At 71.1% G+C, this 17,210-nt stretch carries 19 protein-coding genes; 8 read left to right on the top strand and 11 right to left on the bottom strand.

Going from position 1 to position 17,210, the window contains the following annotated elements; translation table 11 throughout:
• Positions 1-104 precede the first annotated feature (104 nt).
• Entirely contained in the window at positions 105-332 is a 228-nt protein-coding gene (locus tag ACYVO7_RS11735) for a DUF1858 domain-containing protein (protein WP_460450010.1), read from the top strand.
• On the opposite strand, the gene ACYVO7_RS11740 is transcribed toward ACYVO7_RS11735, so the two are convergent.
• Positions 329-1,036: a Crp/Fnr family transcriptional regulator gene (locus ACYVO7_RS11740; protein ID WP_460450011.1), complete on the bottom strand. Its 708-nt coding sequence runs from the start codon at positions 1,034-1,036 to the stop codon at positions 329-331. The genes ACYVO7_RS11735 and ACYVO7_RS11740 overlap by 4 nt on opposite strands.
• Before the next feature lie 234 nt (positions 1,037-1,270).
• Between ACYVO7_RS11740 and ACYVO7_RS11745 the strand changes: the two genes are divergently transcribed.
• Complete coding sequence (locus ACYVO7_RS11745; protein WP_460450012.1) at positions 1,271-1,723, top strand: pseudoazurin; 453 nt, start codon at positions 1,271-1,273, stop codon at positions 1,721-1,723.
• Positions 1,724-1,774: 51 nt separating this feature from the next.
• The gene (locus ACYVO7_RS11750) at positions 1,775-2,956 is read left to right on the top strand and encodes an NnrS family protein (protein ID WP_460450013.1); all 1,182 of its coding nucleotides are present in this window, start codon (positions 1,775-1,777) and stop codon (positions 2,954-2,956) included.
• Positions 2,957-2,971: 15 nt separating this feature from the next.
• On the opposite strand, the gene ACYVO7_RS11755 is transcribed toward ACYVO7_RS11750, so the two are convergent.
• Positions 2,972-3,202 carry a DUF1289 domain-containing protein gene (locus ACYVO7_RS11755; RefSeq protein ID WP_460450014.1) on the bottom strand — a complete coding sequence of 77 codons (231 nt, stop codon included), beginning with the start codon at positions 3,200-3,202 and terminating at the stop codon, positions 2,972-2,974.
• A 112-nt stretch (positions 3,203-3,314) separates the two neighbouring features.
• The gene (locus ACYVO7_RS11760) at positions 3,315-3,575 is read right to left on the bottom strand and encodes a hypothetical protein (protein ID WP_460450015.1); all 261 of its coding nucleotides are present in this window, start codon (positions 3,573-3,575) and stop codon (positions 3,315-3,317) included.
• Positions 3,576-3,888: 313 nt separating this feature from the next.
• Here ACYVO7_RS11760 and ACYVO7_RS11765 point away from each other — a divergent pair, with 313 nt between their 5' ends.
• Positions 3,889-4,302: a DUF3597 domain-containing protein gene (locus tag ACYVO7_RS11765; protein ID WP_460450016.1), complete on the top strand. Its 414-nt coding sequence runs from the start codon at positions 3,889-3,891 to the stop codon at positions 4,300-4,302.
• A gap of 54 nt (positions 4,303-4,356) precedes the next feature.
• A complete protein-coding gene (locus ACYVO7_RS11770; protein ID WP_460450017.1) occupies positions 4,357-5,049 on the top strand; it encodes a DUF2270 domain-containing protein in 693 nt (230 codons plus the stop codon).
• A gap of 3 nt (positions 5,050-5,052) precedes the next feature.
• Here the strand turns inward: ACYVO7_RS11770 and ACYVO7_RS11775 are convergent, their stop codons facing one another.
• Positions 5,053-5,334, bottom strand: coding sequence for a hypothetical protein (locus tag ACYVO7_RS11775; RefSeq protein ID WP_460450018.1), 282 nt, complete (start codon positions 5,332-5,334; stop codon positions 5,053-5,055).
• A gap of 124 nt (positions 5,335-5,458) precedes the next feature.
• Between ACYVO7_RS11775 and xth the strand changes: the two genes are divergently transcribed.
• Positions 5,459-6,235, top strand: coding sequence for an exodeoxyribonuclease III (gene xth, locus ACYVO7_RS11780; RefSeq protein WP_460450019.1), 777 nt, complete (start codon positions 5,459-5,461; stop codon positions 6,233-6,235).
• Between the two features lie 29 nt (positions 6,236-6,264).
• On the opposite strand, the gene ACYVO7_RS11785 is transcribed toward xth, so the two are convergent.
• The 6 genes from ACYVO7_RS11785 to ACYVO7_RS11810 all read right to left on the bottom strand — a co-directional run bounded on the left by ACYVO7_RS11785 (position 6,265) and on the right by ACYVO7_RS11810 (position 14,061).
• Positions 6,265-7,239 carry a M14 family metallopeptidase gene (locus ACYVO7_RS11785; RefSeq protein WP_460450020.1) on the bottom strand — a complete coding sequence of 325 codons (975 nt, stop codon included), beginning with the start codon at positions 7,237-7,239 and terminating at the stop codon, positions 6,265-6,267.
• A gap of 84 nt (positions 7,240-7,323) precedes the next feature.
• Positions 7,324-8,526, bottom strand: a complete 1,203-nt coding sequence (locus ACYVO7_RS11790; RefSeq protein ID WP_460450021.1) for an NAD(P)/FAD-dependent oxidoreductase — start codon at positions 8,524-8,526, stop codon at positions 7,324-7,326.
• A 13-nt stretch (positions 8,527-8,539) separates the two neighbouring features.
• Complete coding sequence (locus ACYVO7_RS11795; protein WP_460450022.1) at positions 8,540-9,628, bottom strand: ABC transporter ATP-binding protein; 1,089 nt, start codon at positions 9,626-9,628, stop codon at positions 8,540-8,542.
• Positions 9,625-11,589, bottom strand: a complete 1,965-nt coding sequence (locus ACYVO7_RS11800; RefSeq protein ID WP_460450023.1) for a dipeptide/oligopeptide/nickel ABC transporter permease/ATP-binding protein — start codon at positions 11,587-11,589, stop codon at positions 9,625-9,627. Before ACYVO7_RS11800 ends, ACYVO7_RS11795 begins: the two co-directional genes overlap by 4 nt.
• Positions 11,586-12,512, bottom strand: coding sequence for an ABC transporter permease (locus ACYVO7_RS11805; protein WP_460450024.1), 927 nt, complete (start codon positions 12,510-12,512; stop codon positions 11,586-11,588). The genes ACYVO7_RS11800 and ACYVO7_RS11805 overlap by 4 nt, the downstream gene beginning before the upstream one ends.
• A 22-nt stretch (positions 12,513-12,534) precedes the next feature.
• A complete protein-coding gene (locus tag ACYVO7_RS11810; protein WP_460450025.1) occupies positions 12,535-14,061 on the bottom strand; it encodes an ABC transporter substrate-binding protein in 1,527 nt (508 codons plus the stop codon).
• A 229-nt stretch (positions 14,062-14,290) separates the two neighbouring features.
• Here ACYVO7_RS11810 and ACYVO7_RS11815 point away from each other — a divergent pair, with 229 nt between their 5' ends.
• Positions 14,291-15,220, top strand: a complete 930-nt coding sequence (locus ACYVO7_RS11815) for a LysR substrate-binding domain-containing protein (protein ID WP_460450026.1) — start codon at positions 14,291-14,293, stop codon at positions 15,218-15,220.
• A gap of 149 nt (positions 15,221-15,369) precedes the next feature.
• Here ACYVO7_RS11815 and ACYVO7_RS11820 read toward each other — a convergent pair whose 3' ends face one another.
• The gene (locus ACYVO7_RS11820; RefSeq protein ID WP_460450027.1) at positions 15,370-15,726 is read right to left on the bottom strand and encodes an HdeA/HdeB family chaperone; all 357 of its coding nucleotides are present in this window, start codon (positions 15,724-15,726) and stop codon (positions 15,370-15,372) included.
• Between the two features lie 234 nt (positions 15,727-15,960).
• On the opposite strand from ACYVO7_RS11820, the gene ACYVO7_RS11825 reads away from it, so the two are divergent.
• On the top strand, positions 15,961-17,154 hold the full coding sequence (locus ACYVO7_RS11825; RefSeq protein ID WP_460450028.1) for a mandelate racemase/muconate lactonizing enzyme family protein: 1,194 nt from the start codon (positions 15,961-15,963) through the stop codon (positions 17,152-17,154).
• Positions 17,155-17,210 lie beyond the last annotated feature (56 nt).

A 17,210-nucleotide genomic window follows, 5' to 3' on the forward strand; every position in this document is an offset into this window, starting at 1 on the left:
CCGTCGGAGCGCCGGGTTCGGCCCGCCATCGGCGAGGTGCTTGTCGGGGAGCAAAGACCCCCCTGCCCGGCCGGCTAGGATGGTCGCTCAGAAGGAGGTCCTCCATGGACACGATCACGTCCGACATGCTGGTCGACGACGTCATGCGCCGATGGCCCGGCACGATCCGCGCCTTCCTGGACGCCAGGTTCCTGTGCGTGGGATGTCCGATCGGATGCTTCCACACGGTCGCGGACGCCTGCCGGGAACACCGGACGGATCTCGCCGCCTTCCTGGCCGCCCTGAACGCCGCCCTCGGCGAGGCGCCGGCCCTGGCGGACGCGCCCGTCTAGCGGGCGGAGGCCCCCTTGCGCTCGGCGAGGCCGAACAGGCGGTGGGGATCCAGCACGACGATGCGCTGGCGTCCGCCTTCGACGAGGCCCTGGTCCTCCCAGGCGCTGAGGATGCGGCTGACGGTGTGCAGCGTCGTGCCCGTCATCTCGGCCACGTCCTGGCGCGTGATCGGGAAGTCGATCTCGACGCCGCGCTCCAGCTTGCGGCCGGCTTGCTGGACGAGGCGCAGCAGCGCATGCGCGACCCGGCGCTCCACGTCTTCCGTCGACATCTCGACCACGCGCACATGCGCGTCGTTGAGCCTCGACCCGACCGTCTGCAGGGCGCTGGCGGCGAGCGAGGGACAGCGGGCGACGAGCCCGGGCCAGGCCGTCGAGGGCCAGACCAGCATGACGCTGTCCACCACCGCCGTCGCGGTGGCCGGGTAGGTCGGCCGTCCCATCTGGACGGCGATGCCGAACATCTCGCCCGGCGCCACGTAGCGGATCACCACCTGCTGGCCCGCCGGGGTCAGCTTCACCACCTGAAGGTTGCCGTGCAGCAGCACGAAGAACGAGTCGGCCTCGCGATCCTGCTCGAAGGCCGCGCCGCCCTTGGGCAGCCGCACCGAACGGGCCTGGGCCAGAACCTCGTCGAGCTGCTCCGGGCCGATCCCGGCGAAGATGGGCATCCCGAGGACGAGCGAGCGGTCAAGGGCGGCCATCGGGGGAGCTCCATCGGGTCGGGGGCGCATGCGGCCGGGCCGGCGCCTGCGGGCCGCCGCGTCGCCGCCGATGCGACCATCCTACGCCGCCGCCCGCCCCGCCATTCGGATGGCTACGGACCGCGGGCGGGCATCTCCCCTCAGTTTGCGCTCCGACAAACACGGTTTCGCGGGCCGGGCCTATCACGATGGCGGCCCCGCGGGGCCTCGAGCGTCCATTCACAGGAGATCACGATGCGCCACGCCGCCGTTCTCGGATCCATCATGCTGGCCGCCCTTTGCGGCGCGGCGTCCGCCGCCGAGGTCGAAGTCAAGATGCTCAACAAGGGCGCCGCGGGCGTCATGGTCTTCGAACCGGCTTATGTGCGCGTCCAGCCCGGCGACAGCGTCAAATTCGTCGCGACCGACAAGGGCCACAACGCCGAGTCGATCGACGGCATGCTGCCCGACGGCGCCGCCCCCATCGCGGGCAAGTTGGGCGAGGACGCCGCCGTGACCTTCGACCGGCCGGGCGTCTACGGCGTGCGCTGCAAGCCCCATTACGGGATGGGCATGGTCGCCATGGTGGTGGTCGGAACGCCGGCCAACATCGACCAGGCCAAGGCCGTGTCTCACCCCGGCAAGGCGAAATCCACCTTCGCGGCCCTGTTCGACAAGCTCGCCTCGTCGAAGACGGCGGCCGACTGACCTTTCGGCGGGGCCGCCGTCGCGGCCCCCTTGCGCCTGGAGAACGCCCCCATGTCCCCCATCCCCCGCCTGCGCGACGACACGGGCCCGGACATCCTGTCCTACGGGTTCCGGCCCTTCTTCCTGCTCGGCTCCCTCTTCGCCGGAGCGGCGATCCTGGCCTGGCTGCCGGCCTATTTCGGCGAGATCGCGATCCCGACCGCCTTCGCGGCGCGCGACTGGCATGCGCATGAGATGATCTACGGCTTCCTGCCGGCCGTGGTCACGGGATTCCTGCTGACCGCGATCCCGAACTGGACCGGACGTCTGCCCCTGCAGGGCCGCGCCCTGCTGGTGCTGGTCTTGGTCTGGCTCGCGGGCCGCGTCGCGGTGTCGACCTCAGCCTGGACGTCCTGGCAGGTCGCAGCCGCGACGGACCTGGCGTTCCTGGCCCTGGTGGCCGCGGCCGCGACGCGCGAGGTGATCGCCGGGAAGAACTGGCGCAACCTGCGCGTGATCGTCATCGTCGGCCTGCTCTTCGCCGGGAACGCCGTGTTCCACGCCGAGGCGCATTGGCGCGGCGGCGCCGATTTCGGCGTGCGCCTCGGGATCGCCGCAGCCGTGCTCCTGCTCACGCTGGTCGGCGGGCGGGTCGTCCCGAGCTTCACGCGCAACTGGCTCGCGCGGGAAAATCCGGGCCGGCTGCCGGCCCCGTTCGGCCGGCTCGACGCCGCCGCCATCCTGGCGTCCGCGCTGGCGCTGGCGGCCTGGGCCGCCGCGCCCGAGGCCCTGGCCGCCGGGGCGACGATGCTCGTCGCCGGAGCGCTGCAGGCCGTGCGGCTGGCGCGCTGGGCCGGCGAGCGGACCTGGCGCGACCGCCTGGTCCTCGTCCTGCACGTCGCCTACGCCTTCGTGCCGATCGGCTTCGTCCTGGGCGCGCTCGCCGCCTTCGGCGTCGTTCCGGCGTCGGCGGGAATCCACGCCTGGACCGTCGGGGCGGTCGGCCTGATGACGCTCGCCATCATGTCCCGCGCCAGCCTCGGGCACACCGGACGGGCGCTGGTCGCCAGCCGTCCGGTGCAGATCGCCTACGGCCTGCTCGGCGCCGCCGCCCTCGCCCGCATCTGCGCGGCGATCCATCCGGCGGCGGCCTTCGGCCTGCTGCACGCGGCCGCCCTGGCCTGGGCCGCCGGCTTCCTGGTCTTCGCGCTCAGCTATTGGCGGGTGTTCACCGGGCCGCGGCTCAGGCCCTGAGATCCCGGCGGGGCGTCAGGCCTGCGGCGTCCGTCCCGCGCAGGCGCCGCAGGTGGCGCAGTCCATCGCCACCGCGAACCGGGCCATCCTCGGCCGGTCGTCGAGCGCCGCCAGCACGCCGTCGCGCTCGGCGTCCGACATGCGGCTCCATCCGGCGATCTCCGGCCGCGACCGGCCGCACCCGACGCAGTAGCCCGTGGCGGGATCGATGCTGCAGACCTTGATGCAGGGAGAGACGATGGACATGACGCACCTCGGGGGATGAACGCCGTCCAGTTTGCATCCGCCCGCGCGCCCCGCCAGTCCGGAGCTTGCCCTACCGGGATCTACCTAGCGCGGGCTCCGGCGTCGGCCCGCGTCAGCGCAGCTCGTAGCAGTTCGTCCTGACCCGCTCGACCATCCTGGATCCCCGGGTCGTGTCGTACAGGATGGAGCACTGGATCAGGTAGTTGCGGGCGTCGTGCCGCAGCAGCAGGAAGGTCGTGCCCTGCCCGGTGTAGCCCGCCACCTTCCAGCCATCCTCCAGAAGACGTTCGATCGTCAGCGACGGATCCTGCGCCGCCGCCGGGACCACCGCCGCCGCCGCGATCGCGACCAACGCCGCGCCCCACTTGGTCATGCCTGCCTCTCCTGTGAACCCGCCGGGCCCCGCTCTCCGGGATGGCGCGCCGCGGCGATTCGGTCCACGCCGGGCTGCAGGCCGGACGGACGCCTCCTCCTTCCGCGCCGCGGGTGGGGATGATGGACTTGGCCCAAGGTCTTGACCTTGCTCATGCGCGCCTTGCGCCGTCGGCGCGGGTGCGCGATCCTGGAACCGGACCTTGGGCTGGACGTTGCAGCACCAAGGAGCTCGACCGGCCTGATCGCCCGCGAGCGAGCCGCCCCCGCCGCGGAGTCCTGCTGCGGGGCCCAACTGGATCGAGGAGGAAGCCATGAGCGTGTTCGGGAACATCATGTCCAAGATTTTCGGCGGCGCGGCCCACGCGCAGACGCCGGCCGCCGCCGGGACCGCCGCGACGGCCCCCGCCCCGTCCGCCGCCGCCGCCGCGCCGACGGCCGGCTCCGCCGCGGCTGCGCCGTCCGGCGCCCCCGTGGACATCGCCGCCATCCTGAACGACCACGTGGCGAAATCGGGGCAGCAGCTCGACTGGCGTCACTCGATCGTCGACCTGATGAAGGCGCTCGGCCTGGACAGCAGCCTCTCCGCCCGCAAGGAGCTTGCGCAGGAGCTGCACTACAGCGGCGACGTGAACGATTCCGCCGGCATGAACATCTGGCTGCACAAGCAGGTCATGATCAAGCTGGCGCAGAATGGCGGCAAGGTGCCCGACGACCTGAAGGGCTGAGCCCCGACCGGTTCGCCTGCGGGGCGGGGGCATGCGGATGCGGAGGACCGCATCATGGACGACAGCGTATCCCCCGGCCCGATCCGGCCGCCGCTCCCCAGCGCCGGCACGGAGTTCGTCAACACGCTGGCTCATTACCACCGGGCCGAGATCGCCCGGATGGCGGGCTGGCGGGACCGGATCGACCGCACGACGAACTGGGCCATCACGGTGGTGGCGGCGATGCTCTCCGTGTCGCTGTCCACGCCCACGGCGCATCATGGCGTGCTGCTCTTCGCCATGCTGCTCATCTGGCTGCTGCTCTGGATCGAGGCGCGGCGCTACCGCTTCTTCGACGTCTACCGCGCCCGGGTGCGGCGCATGGAGCGGCATTACTTCGCGGCGTTCTTCGATCCCAGGCCGGACGACGATCCGGATTGGGCGCGCGTGCTGGGCGAAGACCTGAGGACGCCCCGCTTCCTGATCGGGCGGCGGGCGGCCATGTCCCGCCGCTTGCGCCGGAACTACCTCTGGATGTTCCTCATCCTGCTTCTCGCCTGGGTGCTGAAGATCACCTCCACCAAGCTCCAGGACGCGGACCGGACGGACGTCCTCCAGTCGCTGGACGCGGTCGTGCGCAACGCCTCGCTGGGCCCGCTGCCCGGATGGCTGGTGATCGCGCTCGTGGTCCTGTTCTATCTCTGGCTGGCGTGGTCGGCCCTGTCCTCTCCCTCCACCCGGAGCGAGGACGGCACGGTGCATGTGTGAGCCTCAGGACGGGGCGTCCGCCCGCAGGGTGCAACGCGCGACGGTCCTTGGCTTGAGATGCGCGAAGCTCCAATGCCGGGCGGCTTCGTCCATGCAGCCCGACATCCGGACGAACGGGGCCCAGGCCAACGCGCCGCCCTCGCGCCCCAGGAAGATCGCCCACGCCCGCTCCGACGCCGGCTCGCCTTCGAGGCGGCGCTCGAGATCGCGCGCGAAGGCCACGAGCTCGGGGCTGGGCGGGCCCCCCTCGTCCGGATCGTCGGCGCCTTCGCACCCCTCGCACATGGCTGGCGTCTCCTCGCCCGGACAGGGTCGACGCTGGCGGGCCCGCCGTCAACCGCCCTGCCCCGCGGCGCGAGCGGGCTGACCGACCGGGATCCCGCCGCCCTCATGGCGCGTTCGACCCCGCATGAGGATCGCGACATTCAACGTGAACGGCGTCAATGGCCGGCTTCCCGTGCTCCTGCGCTGGCTCGCCGAGACGCAGCCGGACGTGGCCTGCCTGCAGGAGCTCAAGGCGCCGCAGGAGAAATTCCCCGCGCGGGCGCTGCGGGACGCCGGCTACGGGGCCATCTGGCACGGCCAGAAGAGCTGGAACGGCGTCGCCATCCTGGCGCGCGGCGAGGACCCGATCGAGACGCGGCGCGGCCTCGCCGGGCAGGACGAGGACGGCCAGAGCCGCTACATCGAGGCCGCGATCTCCGGCCTCGTGGTCGGCTGCCTCTACCTCCCCAACGGCAATCCCGCGCCGGGGCCCAAATTCGACTACAAGCTGCGCTGGTTCGAAAGCCTGACGGCGCACGCGGCCGGGATGCTGGAGCTCGGCGTCCCCGCCGTGCTGGCGGGCGACTTCAACGTCATGCCCACCGACCTCGACGTCTACAAGCCGGAGCGATGGACCAAGGACGCCCTCTTCCGGCCGGAGGTGCGCGCCGCGTTCCACCAGCTCGTCGGCCAGGGCTGGACCGACGCCCTGCGCGCCCTGCATCCCGACGAGCGGATCTACACCTTCTGGGACTATTTCCGGAACGCCTATGGCCGCGACGCCGGCCTGCGGATCGACCACCTGCTGCTCAGCCCGGCGCTGAAGCCGGAGCTGGCCGCCGCCGGCGTGGACCGGGAAGTGCGCGGATGGGAGAAGGCCAGCGACCACGCTCCCACCTGGATCGACCTGCGCGCGCCCTGAGCCGGTCGGGCCGCTGCTCGCCGGCGGCCCTAGGCGGAGGCCGTCCTGGGCGTCCCGACATTGCCGATGAGCTGCCCGGGCGTCACATGGACATGCTCGGTCTGCCGCAGCACATAGCCCGGCATAGGGCTGCGGATGGCCTCGGGCGTGGGGTCGGCGCCGGCCGTGGGATGAAGCAGGGCGACGACCGTCTGGGCGTCGACCTCGTCGCCGAGCCCCACCAGGTGCTCGACGAGCCCGGCGCGGGGCGCGAGGTACTGGCCCTCCGGACCGGCGGCGACGTGGACGCCGCGAAAGCGCGCCGGCTCCAGCGCCGGCTTCAGGACCCCATAGGCCGACAGGGCGCGCAGGAGCCCCTCCTCCATGATGCGCAGCTCGGAGGACTTCAGGCGGCCGCCGCCGCCCTCCACCTCGATGGAGGCGAGGTCGGCCGCCTCGGCGGCCCCGCACGCCGTCTCGCGGATGCCCTTCAGATGCTGCACGAAGCGGTAGCCCCAGGCCTCCATGAGGGCGGTGAGCGCGGCCTCGCCGACCTTGCTGGTCGGCGTCGTGAAGCCGAACACCATCGGGACCACCGAGACGTCGCGGCCGCCGGCATGGACGTCGATCAGCAGGTCCACTGCCGGAAACAGCGAGCCGGTCGCGAAAGCCGCGAGCTTCTCGGTGGGTGTGCCCTGCGGGTCGCCGGGAAACACCCGGTTCATGTTCTGGCCGTCGAAGGGCGACAGCCGCTTGCCGGTTTCAGAGGCCGGGAAGTTGATCGATGGCGCGATGATGATGCGGCCGGTCACGTCCTCGGGCCGGATCGCGTCCGCCAGGCGCCGCAGCACGATCTGCGCCTCGTATTCGTCGCCATGGACGCCGCCGAACAGCAGCACCGACGGCCCCTGCCCGTTGTTGATGCAGCACAGGACGTCGCCCGAGACGCCGTCCAGCGGGCCCACGAGCGGGCCGAGGTCGTAGAACGCCTTTCCGGGGCGGGCGGGGTCGAATTCGGCGAGCATGGGATGCCTTTCTGGTCGCGATTCACCAGCCCGCGACGCCGTGCGCGCCGCGGGGTCGGTCTTCAGGGCGGATGAAAGCGCCGCTCAGGCGGCGCGGCTGACCTCGGCGGACCGCAGCAGCGCGGCAGGCTTGTGGAAGCGCGTCGGCGAGAAAGCGTCCAGCGCCTCGGGCTTGGCGCCCGACACGATCCAGTCCGTCATCAACTTGGTGAAGCCGAGCGAGATCGCGAAGCCGTGGCCGGACCACGCGTAGCCATAAAGCGTGTTGGCCAGCGCCTCCGTCTGCCCGATCAGCGGGATCTGGTCCGCCGCCACGGTCTCGACCCGCGACGCGTCGGCCTTCATGAAGGTCGAGTGATCGATGAACGGGAAGGTCATGATCGCATCCGTGACGTTCTGCGTCATGGAGCTGAGCGAGCCCTTCCACAGCCCCTCGGGCGTATGCGCCACGTGGGCGCCGCCCGACAGCATCAGCGTGCCGTCCGGGATCTGCTTCACGGCGAGACGACGGTGCGCGTGCGAGATCAGGTGGTTGACCTTCTTGTTGAGCGGGTTCGACACGTAGTGCATCTGCGGCATGAGGTTCCAGACGGGGCTGAACTCATGCGGCTTGAAGATCGGCTGGAGCAGCGACTGCGCGCCCGCATTGGCGACGATCACGAGGCGCTCGCCGACAGGCACGACTTCGCCGCCCGCCAGCCGCACGCCCGTGGCGACGCCGCGCGCATGGATGATCTCCTCCACCTTGGCCTGGGTGCGGATCGTCGCGCCGGCCTTGGCGGCTTCCTTGGCGAATTGCTGGGTCGCGAAAGTGTGGTCGCCGACGCCGTCATTGGGGCAGTACACCGCGCCGATGATCCCGGCGGCGAGCTCGGGCTCGCGCGCCAGCGTCTCGTCGCGCGACCAGACCTCGGAGGGGGCGCCCAAGCCGGACTGGGCGGCCGCCATGGCGTGCATGCGGCCCATCACCTCGTGTTCGCGATGACCGTAGGGGATGTCGAACACCTTGATGCCGCCGATCCGGCGGTAGCCGACGCCGCCCTCGAAGGCCTGCTGGTAGTGGGCCCAGAGGTCGAGCGAGAGCGCGCAGACGGGCAGCTCCCGGAAGTCGCGGCCGTTGGCCCGCACGCCGCGCTCGCCGGGACCGCCCGAGGCGCCGCCCGCGATCTCGCCGGCCTCGAGCAGCGTGACGCTCTTGCCGGCCTTGGCGAGCTGGTAGGCGAGGCTCGTTCCGTAGATGCCGCCGCCGACGATGACGATCTCGGAAGCCTGGTTTGTGCTGGACATCGATCTAGACCCTTTATGCTGAACGGGGCGCCGGACGGGCCGGAAGCGCGTCGGCGAAGTGGCAGGTTGCGACGCTGGCGCCGCCCGGCGCCGGCATGGGGGACGGCGCGTCTTCCACGCAGCGCCGCGGCAGGCGGCCATGCGGGGTGTCGACGGCGGCGCCGGGCGAGCGCGCCGCAAGGAGGCGCGCGGCCGGGCAGCGGGTATGGAAGCTGCACCCGGTCGGCACCGCGAGCGGGCTCGGGATGGAGCCCTCCAGCACCGCGCCGGCCGCGGCCCCGTGGTGGGAGGACGCCGCCATGAGGCTCTGCGTATAGGGATGGCGCGGCGCGCCGCAGACATCCTCCACCGCGCCCTGCTCGACGAAGCGGCCGAGATACATGACCCCGACGGAGTCGGCCATGTGCTCCACGAGCCCGAGATCATGCGTGATGATGATGAAGGTCAGCGAAAGGCGCTGCTTCAGCTCCATCAGAAGGTTGATGATCTGGGCCTGCACGGACACGTCGAGCGCGCTCACGGGCTCGTCCAGCACCAGGATCTCGGGTTCGCAGATGATGGCCCGCGCGATGGCGGCGCGCTGGCGCTGGCCGCCTGACAATTCGTGCGGATAGCGATCCAGATGGGCGGCGTTGAGGCCCACCAGCGCCATGACGTCGGCGACGCGGGCCTCCCGCGCCTGGCGGCCCGGATGGAGGCCGTGCACCTGAAGCGCCTCCTCGAGCGTGTCGAACACCGTCATGCGCGGATCGAGCGACGCGCGAGGATCCTGCAGCACGAGCTGGATCTTGCGACGCAGGCCGCGCAGGGCGGGGCCGTCGAGCCCGGCGACGGAGGCGCCGTCCACCCTCACCTCGCCCGAGGTCGGCTGCAGCAGGCCGACCAGCAGTCGGGCGAGCGAGCTCTTGCCCGACCCGGACTCGCCCACGATCGCAAAGCAGCTGCCCCGCGGGGCGCGGAACGAGACGCCGTCCACGGCGCGGGCGACCGGCGCGGAGGCGCCGCCGAACAGAGGGCGACGTCCGACGAAGTGGCGCGACACATCCGCAACCGCGACGGCGTCGTCCTGGACGGGCGCATCGATCAAGAAGGCGGCCCTCATGCCCGGCCCTCCTCGGCGAAATGGCACGCGACTTGGCGCCCGTCGACCGGCCGCGGGGCGGGTTCCCGGGCGGCGCATTCCGGACGGCCATGCGTGCGCTCGCAACGGGGGCGGAAGGCGCAGCCGCCGGGCAGCGAACCCACCATGGGGGGCTCGCCCGCGATGGCCGGCAGCGGCGAACCACGGCGTGAGCCGCCGGGAACGGATGAACGCAGCGCCTGGGCGTAGGGATGGAGCGGGCTTTTCAGGACGGCCGCGGCCTCCCCGGCCTCCACGAGCGAGCCCGCATACATCACCGCGACGTCGTCGGCGAAGCGGGCCACGAGGTTGAGATCGTGGGTGACGATCAGGATCGCCATGCCCCGGCGGCGTTGGATGTCGCGCAGCAAAGCCAGGATCTGCTGCTGGATGGTGACGTCGAGCGCGCTGGTGGGCTCGTCGGCCAGGAGCAGCTGCGGATCCTGCGCCAGCGCGATCGCGATGACGATGCGCTGCTTCATGCCGCCCGAGAACTGGTGCGGGTACATGGCCAGCCGCCGTTCGGGATCGGAGATGCCGACATCCTCCAGAAGCGCGACACAGCGCGCGTGGACGGCCGCGGCGTCGAGATCCGTCCCGATCCGGACGGCCTCGGCCAGCTGGGAGCCGACGGTCAGCACGGGGTTGAGCGCGCTCGCGGCGTCCTGGAACACGACGCCGATCTTGCGGCGGCGGAGCTCCATCAGGGCGGCGGGCGAGAGCCCGACCGCCGACGCGCCGCCGACCGCGATCGAGCCTTCCACGACCGCCACCTGGGCGGGGTTGGCGAGGGTCGCGATGGCGCGCAGCAGCGAGGTCTTGCCCGAGCCGGACTCGCCCACCACCGCGAGCGTGCGCCCGGCCTGGAGCGTGAGATCGACCCCGCGCACCACCTCCAGCAAGCCGGCCGGGGTGCGAAAGGCGAGGCGCAACCCGCGCACCGAGAGCGCCGGGACGGCGTCGCCCTCGCCGGCCACGACCCCCGCGACCGGCGCCATCCTGGAGCGGCGCAGCCGGTCGAGCCAGGACCGGCGCGGCGCGACGCCCCGGCTGGTCGGGTCGTAAACGGTCCGCAACGCGTCGCCGAGCAGGTTGAAGGCGAGCGCCGAGCCGGCGAGGAACAGGCCCGGGAAAGTCGCCAGATGCGGGTGGCTGCGAATATAGGACCGCGCCTCGCCCAGCATCGTGCCCCACTCAGGGAATGGCGGCTGGGTGCCGAGGCCCAAGAAGCCGAGGCCTGACGCCGAGAGCAGCGTGGAGGCGAAGAGCAGCGTCGAGAGGGTGAGCAGCGTGCCCGAGATGTTGGGCAGCACGTGGCGCAGGATGATCCGCGACGGACGCGCGCCGAGCGAGGACAGCCCCTCCACATAGGGCTCGGCCAGGATGCTCAGCGTCACGGCCCGGGCCGTGCGGGCGAAGATCGGGATCGACACCACGCCGACCGCGATGATGACGTTTTGCGTGTTGGCGCCCAGGATGGCGACGATCGCGAGCGCGAAGACGATGTCGGGGAAGCTCAGCATCACGTCGATCGCGCGCATGACCAGCGCGTCGAACCAGCCGCGCCGCCAGGCCGCGAGCACGCCGAGCGGCACGCCGACCAGGAACGCGAAGGCGACGCCTCCGACCCCGACCCCCAGCGTCGCGCGGGCGCCCAGCAGGATGCGGCTGAAGACGTCACGGCCGAGCTGGTCCGTGCCGAACCAGTGCAGGGCAGATGGCGGCTTCAGCGTCTGGGCGAAGTTCTGCTTGAACGGGTCGAGCGGGGCCAGCATGGGGCCGAAGACGGCGAGCAGCAGGTAGACGAGCACCAGCGTGAGGCCGATCGCGCCCTTGGGCTGCGAGACGATGCGGCGCAACGTCGTCCAGCGCGACCGAGGGGCCCGGGCCTCGGCCCGCGCGGGCGTCGCCCCCAGCGCCATGGAATCCATCGCGGCCGTCATGCGGCCCTCCTTTCCTCGCGGGTGCGGGGATCGAGCCACTGGGTCAGGAGGTCGGTGGCGAGGTTGATGAGCACGAAGAAGATCGCGAACATCAGGATCGTGTACTGCACCACCGGATAGTCGGCGCGCGACACGGCGTCGACGAGGAGGCGGCCGACGCCCGGGATGCCGAACACCGTCTCGGTGACGACCGAGCCGCCCAGCATGCCGCCGAACTGCACGCCCGCGACGCTGACGGCGGCGACGAGCGAGTTGCGCAGCGCATGCGAGACGATGACGCGGGTTTCGCTGAGACCCTTGGCGCGGGCCGTGTCGAGATAGTCCTTGCTCATCGCCTCCAGCAGGCTGGCCGTGATGAGGCGGCTGAACATGGCGGTGGGACGCGTTGCGACCACCAGGATGGGCAGCACGAAGTGCATGGGCGTCGAGGCCCCGGCGGCCGGCACCCAGCCGAGATACACGGCGAAGAACCAGATGCAGAGCAGCCCGAGCCAGTAGATCGGCATCGAGATGCCGGTGAGCGTCAAGACGGTGATGATCGCCTCCGCGAAGCCGCCCTGGCGCAGCGCGCAGACCACGCCCGACACCGTGCCGACCACCAGCCCGAGCGCCAGGCCGCCGATGGCGACGATCAGCGTGTTCGGCAGCCGCTCGGCGAGCTCCACCGCGACCGGGCGGTGCGTGCGGAAGGAGGTCGCCACCGACGGGTCCCAGAGCCCTTTCAGGAACAGCCCATACCGCGCGAGCAGGGGCTGGTTGAGCCCCAGGAACTCGCGGATGCTCTGCACCTCCTCGTCGGTCGCCGCCGGCCCGGCCAGCATCTGGGCCGGGTCGCCGGGGATCATGTCCATGAAGAAGAAGACCAGCAGGGACACGACGAAGAGGGTCGGAAGGGCCTGGGCCAGGCGTCGGGGGATGAACATGGCCGTCTCCGTTGCGGGAGCGCTACTTCAGGGTGACCTTGTCGAACACCAGCGTCTCGTTGGGCTGGACTTCCAGTCCCTGCACCTTGTTCGACACGCCCAGAGCCTGGGTCTGGTACCAGAGGAAGATGAAGGGCTGCTCGTTCCAGACGATCTCCTGGACCTCGCCATAGATCTCCTTCTGCTTCGCCGGGTCGGTCACGCGACGGCCCTCGGCCAGGAGGTCGTCCACCTTGGGGTTGCTGTAGCCGGTGCGGTTGGCGCCGACGCCGGTCTTGAACAGCCGGAACAGCGTGTAGTCCATGCCCGCGGTGGCGCGGCCGACCATGCCCATGTTGTCCGTGCGGGCGGCGGGATCGAGCCCGATCACCTTGCTCCAGGTGCCGCGGTCCACCACGTTGGCGGTCGCCTTGACGCCGATGTTCTCGAAGGAGCCCGCGATGGCCTGGCAGACCTGCGCGTCCTTGATGTAGCGCCCGTTGGGGCACGTCATGGTGAGCTGCAGCGTCCCCGGCTTGTAGCCGGCCTCCGCGAGCAGCTTCTTGGCGCCTTCGGGATCGAACTTGATCGGCGGGAAGGTGCGGCGCAGCTCGTCCTGCGTGCCCGGGCCGACCATGCCGACCGACGGCGTGCCGAGGCCGCCCAGGATGCCCTCCGCCATGCCCTGGCGGTCGATGGCCATGTTGAGCGCCTTGCGGACCTTGGCGTCCTTGAGCGGGCCGCGCAGCACAAGCTCCATGTTGATGGAGAACATGCTCGGCGGGTTGATGACCTTGGCGGTCTTCAGCGCGTTGATGGCCGGCATGGATTCCGGCGGCACGCGCTCCACCACGTCGACGCCGCCCGTTTCCAGGAGCGCCATGCGGGCGCCGTCCTCCGGCGCGACCGTGAAGTCGATGGCCTTGAGGGTGGCGGGGTAGTCGCCCGAATAGGCGGGGTTGGGGACGAGGCGGAAGCTCTCGCCGCCGATGAACTTCTCCACCATGTAGGGGCCGCTGCCGACGGGCTTGCGGCCGTATTCGGCGCCCATCTGCTGCACCGCCTTGACGTTGACGATGCTCGCGGCAGTGTTGGCCAGCAGCATCAGCACGTGGCCGTTGGGCTCGGCGAGGTGGAACTCCACCGTGTCCTCGCCGACAGCCTTGGCGGAGCCCAGCGAGGCGTAGAGGCCGCGATAGATGGAGCCGACCTTCTCGTCGAGCAGCCGGTTGAAGCTGGCCGCCACCGCCTCGGCGTTGAGCGGGTCGCCATTGCTGAATTTCTTGCCCGTCTTGATCTTGACCGTGAAGACCTTGCCGTCGGCCGAGAAGCCGTAATCGGTCGCGAGGTTCTTCTGGATGTTGTTTTTCGGGTCGAGGCGGAAGAGGCCCTCCAACACGGCGAGATCCACCGCGTTGGCGACCGGCAGGTCGTTGAAGGCCGGATCGAAGGTGGCGGGATCGACGCCGACGGCCACCCGCAGCACTCCCTCCGGCGCCGCCATGGCGACCGTGGAGCCAAGAACGCCCGCCACGACGGCGGCGTATCGAACAAGACGCAGCTTCTCCATAGCCGTGGTTCCCCAATGCCTGTCGGTTTCGATTGTCCGCGGGGGATCAGCACTGCGCGAACCCCGGTGAATGCCCCGGCGGCGCGGTTCTCAGCCTGAATGGGCGCTGGCGTCCTGCCGATCGATCGGGAGCAGGCTTCCAGCGGCCTCATCAGGAGATACGAAAGGCGCCATTGCCTCAAATCACTAATTCGCCGATCTTCATGACCTGCGGTTATGGCGGGACGGCATGAACTACCGGCAGGTCGAGGTGTTCAAGGCCATCATGGACAGCGGCTCCGTGACGGGCGCCGCCGCGATCCTGCGCATCTCGCAGCCGGCCGTCACCAAGGCGCTGCGGCTGCTGGAGTTCGACCTGGGGCTTCAGCTTTTCCTTCGCACCACCAAGGGCATCGCCGCCACCGACGAGGCGCGCGCGCTCTACGCCGAGGTGGAGCGCACCTATTTCGGCATGCAGAACCTGAAGCGCTTCGCCGGCGGCCTGCGCGACCGCAAGCAGGGGCGCGTGGTCGTCACCGTGATCCCGACGCTCAGCGTCGCCTGGCTGCCGCTGATGGCGGCCCGCTTCGCCAGGACGCATCCGGGCGTGACGCTGTCGCTTTACTCGGACAACTCCGCCGACGCGGTGCGGCTGGTGGGCTCGGGCGAGATCGACATCGGCATCGCGCAGATCCGCAGCGAGGAGACCAACCTCGCCCGCCGCAAGCTCTTCGACCTGGAGGGCCTCGCGGCGCTGCCGGCCGGCCACCGCCTCGCCGCGAAGGCGCAGGTCAGCCCCGCCGACTTCGCCGGGGAGCCGATCATCTCGCTGGGGCCGGCCGACGAGTTCCGCCGTCGGCTGGCCGCCGCCATGGAGGCCGCCGGCGCGCAGTACAGCTCGGTGATCGACGTGAGCCTGGGCCTCACGGTCTGCGCCATGGTGGAGCACGGGCTGGGCGTCGGCGTGGTGGATTCAGAGACTGCGCGCCTGCGGGCCGGCTCGGGCGTGGAGTTCCGCCCCTTCGCGCCGCGGCTGGCGGTGCCGATCTACATGTTCCGCCAGCGCAACCGGCAGGCCAGCGGCGTCGCCGAGGCGTTCAGCGCCAGTCTGCAGCCGCCGCCGCCGTTCCGCCCCGCGGAGGGCGTCGCGCCAGCCGGCGCGGCGAGCCGGACCCGGTGACCGCAGAAGGGCTCCGCGACCGCCTCGGCTCCGCCCCGACGAATGGGCGCCGCCGGCGTGACCCAGGCGGCGACATGGGCGCGCCACGCCAACCTGCTCTGGCGGACGCGAGATCGCCCTGGCCGGGACGATCCCGCCCTGGCGCCGACCTACTTGGAGATGACGATGCCCTTCTCCTTGCGCATCGCGTCGATCACGGTCCCGATCGCCTTGATGACCTTCACGCCGGGATTGGCCTTGCAATAGACGATGACCTCGTGCTCGGCCTCCTTCGAGCGACCCACATTGATGAAATGCTTCTTGGCGAGGCCGTTGTACCACCCGCTGTACCAGGTGGTCAGCATGTCGGCGTCCTCCTGGAAGGTCCCCGCCAGCTGGGCGCAGGTCAGGGTCTGGACGTTGATGTAGCCGTTCTGGTCCGCATAGGACTTGAGTTCGACCTGGGCGTTGGCGCCGGAGACGGACCAGGCCGTGAGGAGTGCGACCGCGAAGGCGAGTTTCGTCATGGATGCACCTTTGTGCTGTGGACGGGATCTGCGCCGGTCCGCCGGACCGTCGGTCGCGAAGGTTCGTCAGGACTGGCCCCTCCCCACTATGCAAATTCGGCAATCTTCCGCGCCAAATGCCGCAAGGAGGCCCGCCGGCTCGAAAATCGACCGTTTCGCTCGCCGTCGGCGTGCGGTTTGACAGCGCCCGCCGCCATCCCATGATGGGCCGTTCCGAGTCCCGGGAGGGCGGAAGTGCCTGTCGAACGTCTCTCGCTCACCCTCGACGCGGTGCGGGCCCACACCGTGCCCGTGTCCGACAAGACGGTCTGGATCCTGCTCGAACTCGTCTTCGCGGGGGCGGCCTCCGGGTGGGGCGAGGCCACGCTGTCGGGGGCGGAGGAAGCCGTCCTGGCCGAGATCGGACACGCGCAGGCCATCCTGGGCGGGCGGACCTTCTCCGGTCCGGCCGAGGCGGTCGGGAGCCTGCGCATGGCGCATGCGTCGCAGGCCCGCATCACCGTCCTGCGGGCGGTCGAGCAGGCCTTCCTCGACGCCATGGCGCGCCGCGCGGGCCTCTCGCTCGCGGCGCTGCTCGGAGGGCCGGAGCGCCGCGAGATCCCGGTCTACGCCAACATCAACCGCGGCATGGAGGATCGAAGCCCCGCGGGCTTCGCCGCGCGCGCCGCCGAGGTGGCGGAGCAGGAAGGCTACCGGGCGCTGAAGATCGCGCCCTTCGACGGCCTGAACTGGGCCCGCGCCAGCCACGCCGAAGCCACGCGCCTGCTCGGCGCGGGGATCGACAGGATCAAGGCGGTCCGCGACGCCATCGGCCCGGACGTCGCCTTGCTGGTGGACTGCCACTCGCGCCTGTCGCCCGTGATGGCGAGGACCGTGCTCCGCGAGACGGGACGCGACGGCCTCTACTGGCTCGAGGAAGCGCTGGCCGAAGACGCCTTCGACGCGCATGCGTTGCGGGCGCTGCGGAGTTTCGCCAACGACCAGGGCGTCCGGATCGCCGGGGGAGAGCACCTGTCCAGCATGGAGGGCGCGCGGGACTTCCTGGCGCGCGGGGCGTGCGACGTGATCCTGCCGGACTTGCGCTGGACGGGGATCCGCAGCGGCATGGCCATCCTCGAACTGACCGCCGCGTCGGGCGTCGGGGTGAGCCTGCACAACCCGGTCGGCCCCGCGCTCGACCGCATCAGCATCCAGGTCGCCGCGGCGCTGCCCTCCTTCCTCATCCTGGAGCGGCAGGTGCGCGAGAGCCCGCTCTTCGACGAGGTGCGGGGCGGCCCGCAGCCCCTGGCGGAGGGCTCGATCCTGATCGAGGACGGGCCCGGCTTCGGCCCCGAGCCGGACAGGGCCGTGCTGGAGCGCTGCTCCCGGCAGGGCTTCGTCCGCAGGGCGAGCCTGGCGGGAGTGGGCGGGGCGGGCGCGGACGGCTGACCCGCGTCGGACCGATTGTGGCCTCGGCGCCGAACGCCTAGGCTCGACCCTCCAGA

The organism is Alsobacter sp. SYSU BS001988, assembly GCF_054796215.1.

Coding starts and splice junctions, on each gene's coding strand:
- ACYVO7_RS11735 (WP_460450010.1), top strand. CDS start 105: ATGGACACGATCACGTCCGACATGCTGGTCGACGACGTCATGCGCCGA.
- ACYVO7_RS11740 (WP_460450011.1), bottom strand. CDS start 1,036: ATGGCCGCCCTTGACCGCTCGCTCGTCCTCGGGATGCCCATCTTCGCC.
- ACYVO7_RS11745 (WP_460450012.1), top strand. CDS start 1,271: ATGCGCCACGCCGCCGTTCTCGGATCCATCATGCTGGCCGCCCTTTGC.
- ACYVO7_RS11750 (WP_460450013.1), top strand. CDS start 1,775: ATGTCCCCCATCCCCCGCCTGCGCGACGACACGGGCCCGGACATCCTG.
- ACYVO7_RS11755 (WP_460450014.1), bottom strand. CDS start 3,202: ATGTCCATCGTCTCTCCCTGCATCAAGGTCTGCAGCATCGATCCCGCC.
- ACYVO7_RS11760 (WP_460450015.1), bottom strand. CDS start 3,575: ATGACCAAGTGGGGCGCGGCGTTGGTCGCGATCGCGGCGGCGGCGGTG.
- ACYVO7_RS11765 (WP_460450016.1), top strand. CDS start 3,889: ATGAGCGTGTTCGGGAACATCATGTCCAAGATTTTCGGCGGCGCGGCC.
- ACYVO7_RS11770 (WP_460450017.1), top strand. CDS start 4,357: ATGGACGACAGCGTATCCCCCGGCCCGATCCGGCCGCCGCTCCCCAGC.
- ACYVO7_RS11775 (WP_460450018.1), bottom strand. CDS start 5,334: ATGTGCGAGGGGTGCGAAGGCGCCGACGATCCGGACGAGGGGGGCCCG.
- xth (WP_460450019.1), top strand. CDS start 5,459: ATGAGGATCGCGACATTCAACGTGAACGGCGTCAATGGCCGGCTTCCC.
- ACYVO7_RS11785 (WP_460450020.1), bottom strand. CDS start 7,239: ATGCTCGCCGAATTCGACCCCGCCCGCCCCGGAAAGGCGTTCTACGAC.
- ACYVO7_RS11790 (WP_460450021.1), bottom strand. CDS start 8,526: ATGTCCAGCACAAACCAGGCTTCCGAGATCGTCATCGTCGGCGGCGGC.
- ACYVO7_RS11795 (WP_460450022.1), bottom strand. CDS start 9,628: ATGAGGGCCGCCTTCTTGATCGATGCGCCCGTCCAGGACGACGCCGTC.
- ACYVO7_RS11800 (WP_460450023.1), bottom strand. CDS start 11,589: ATGACGGCCGCGATGGATTCCATGGCGCTGGGGGCGACGCCCGCGCGG.
- ACYVO7_RS11805 (WP_460450024.1), bottom strand. CDS start 12,512: ATGTTCATCCCCCGACGCCTGGCCCAGGCCCTTCCGACCCTCTTCGTC.
- ACYVO7_RS11810 (WP_460450025.1), bottom strand. CDS start 14,061: ATGGAGAAGCTGCGTCTTGTTCGATACGCCGCCGTCGTGGCGGGCGTT.
- ACYVO7_RS11815 (WP_460450026.1), top strand. CDS start 14,291: ATGAACTACCGGCAGGTCGAGGTGTTCAAGGCCATCATGGACAGCGGC.
- ACYVO7_RS11820 (WP_460450027.1), bottom strand. CDS start 15,726: ATGACGAAACTCGCCTTCGCGGTCGCACTCCTCACGGCCTGGTCCGTC.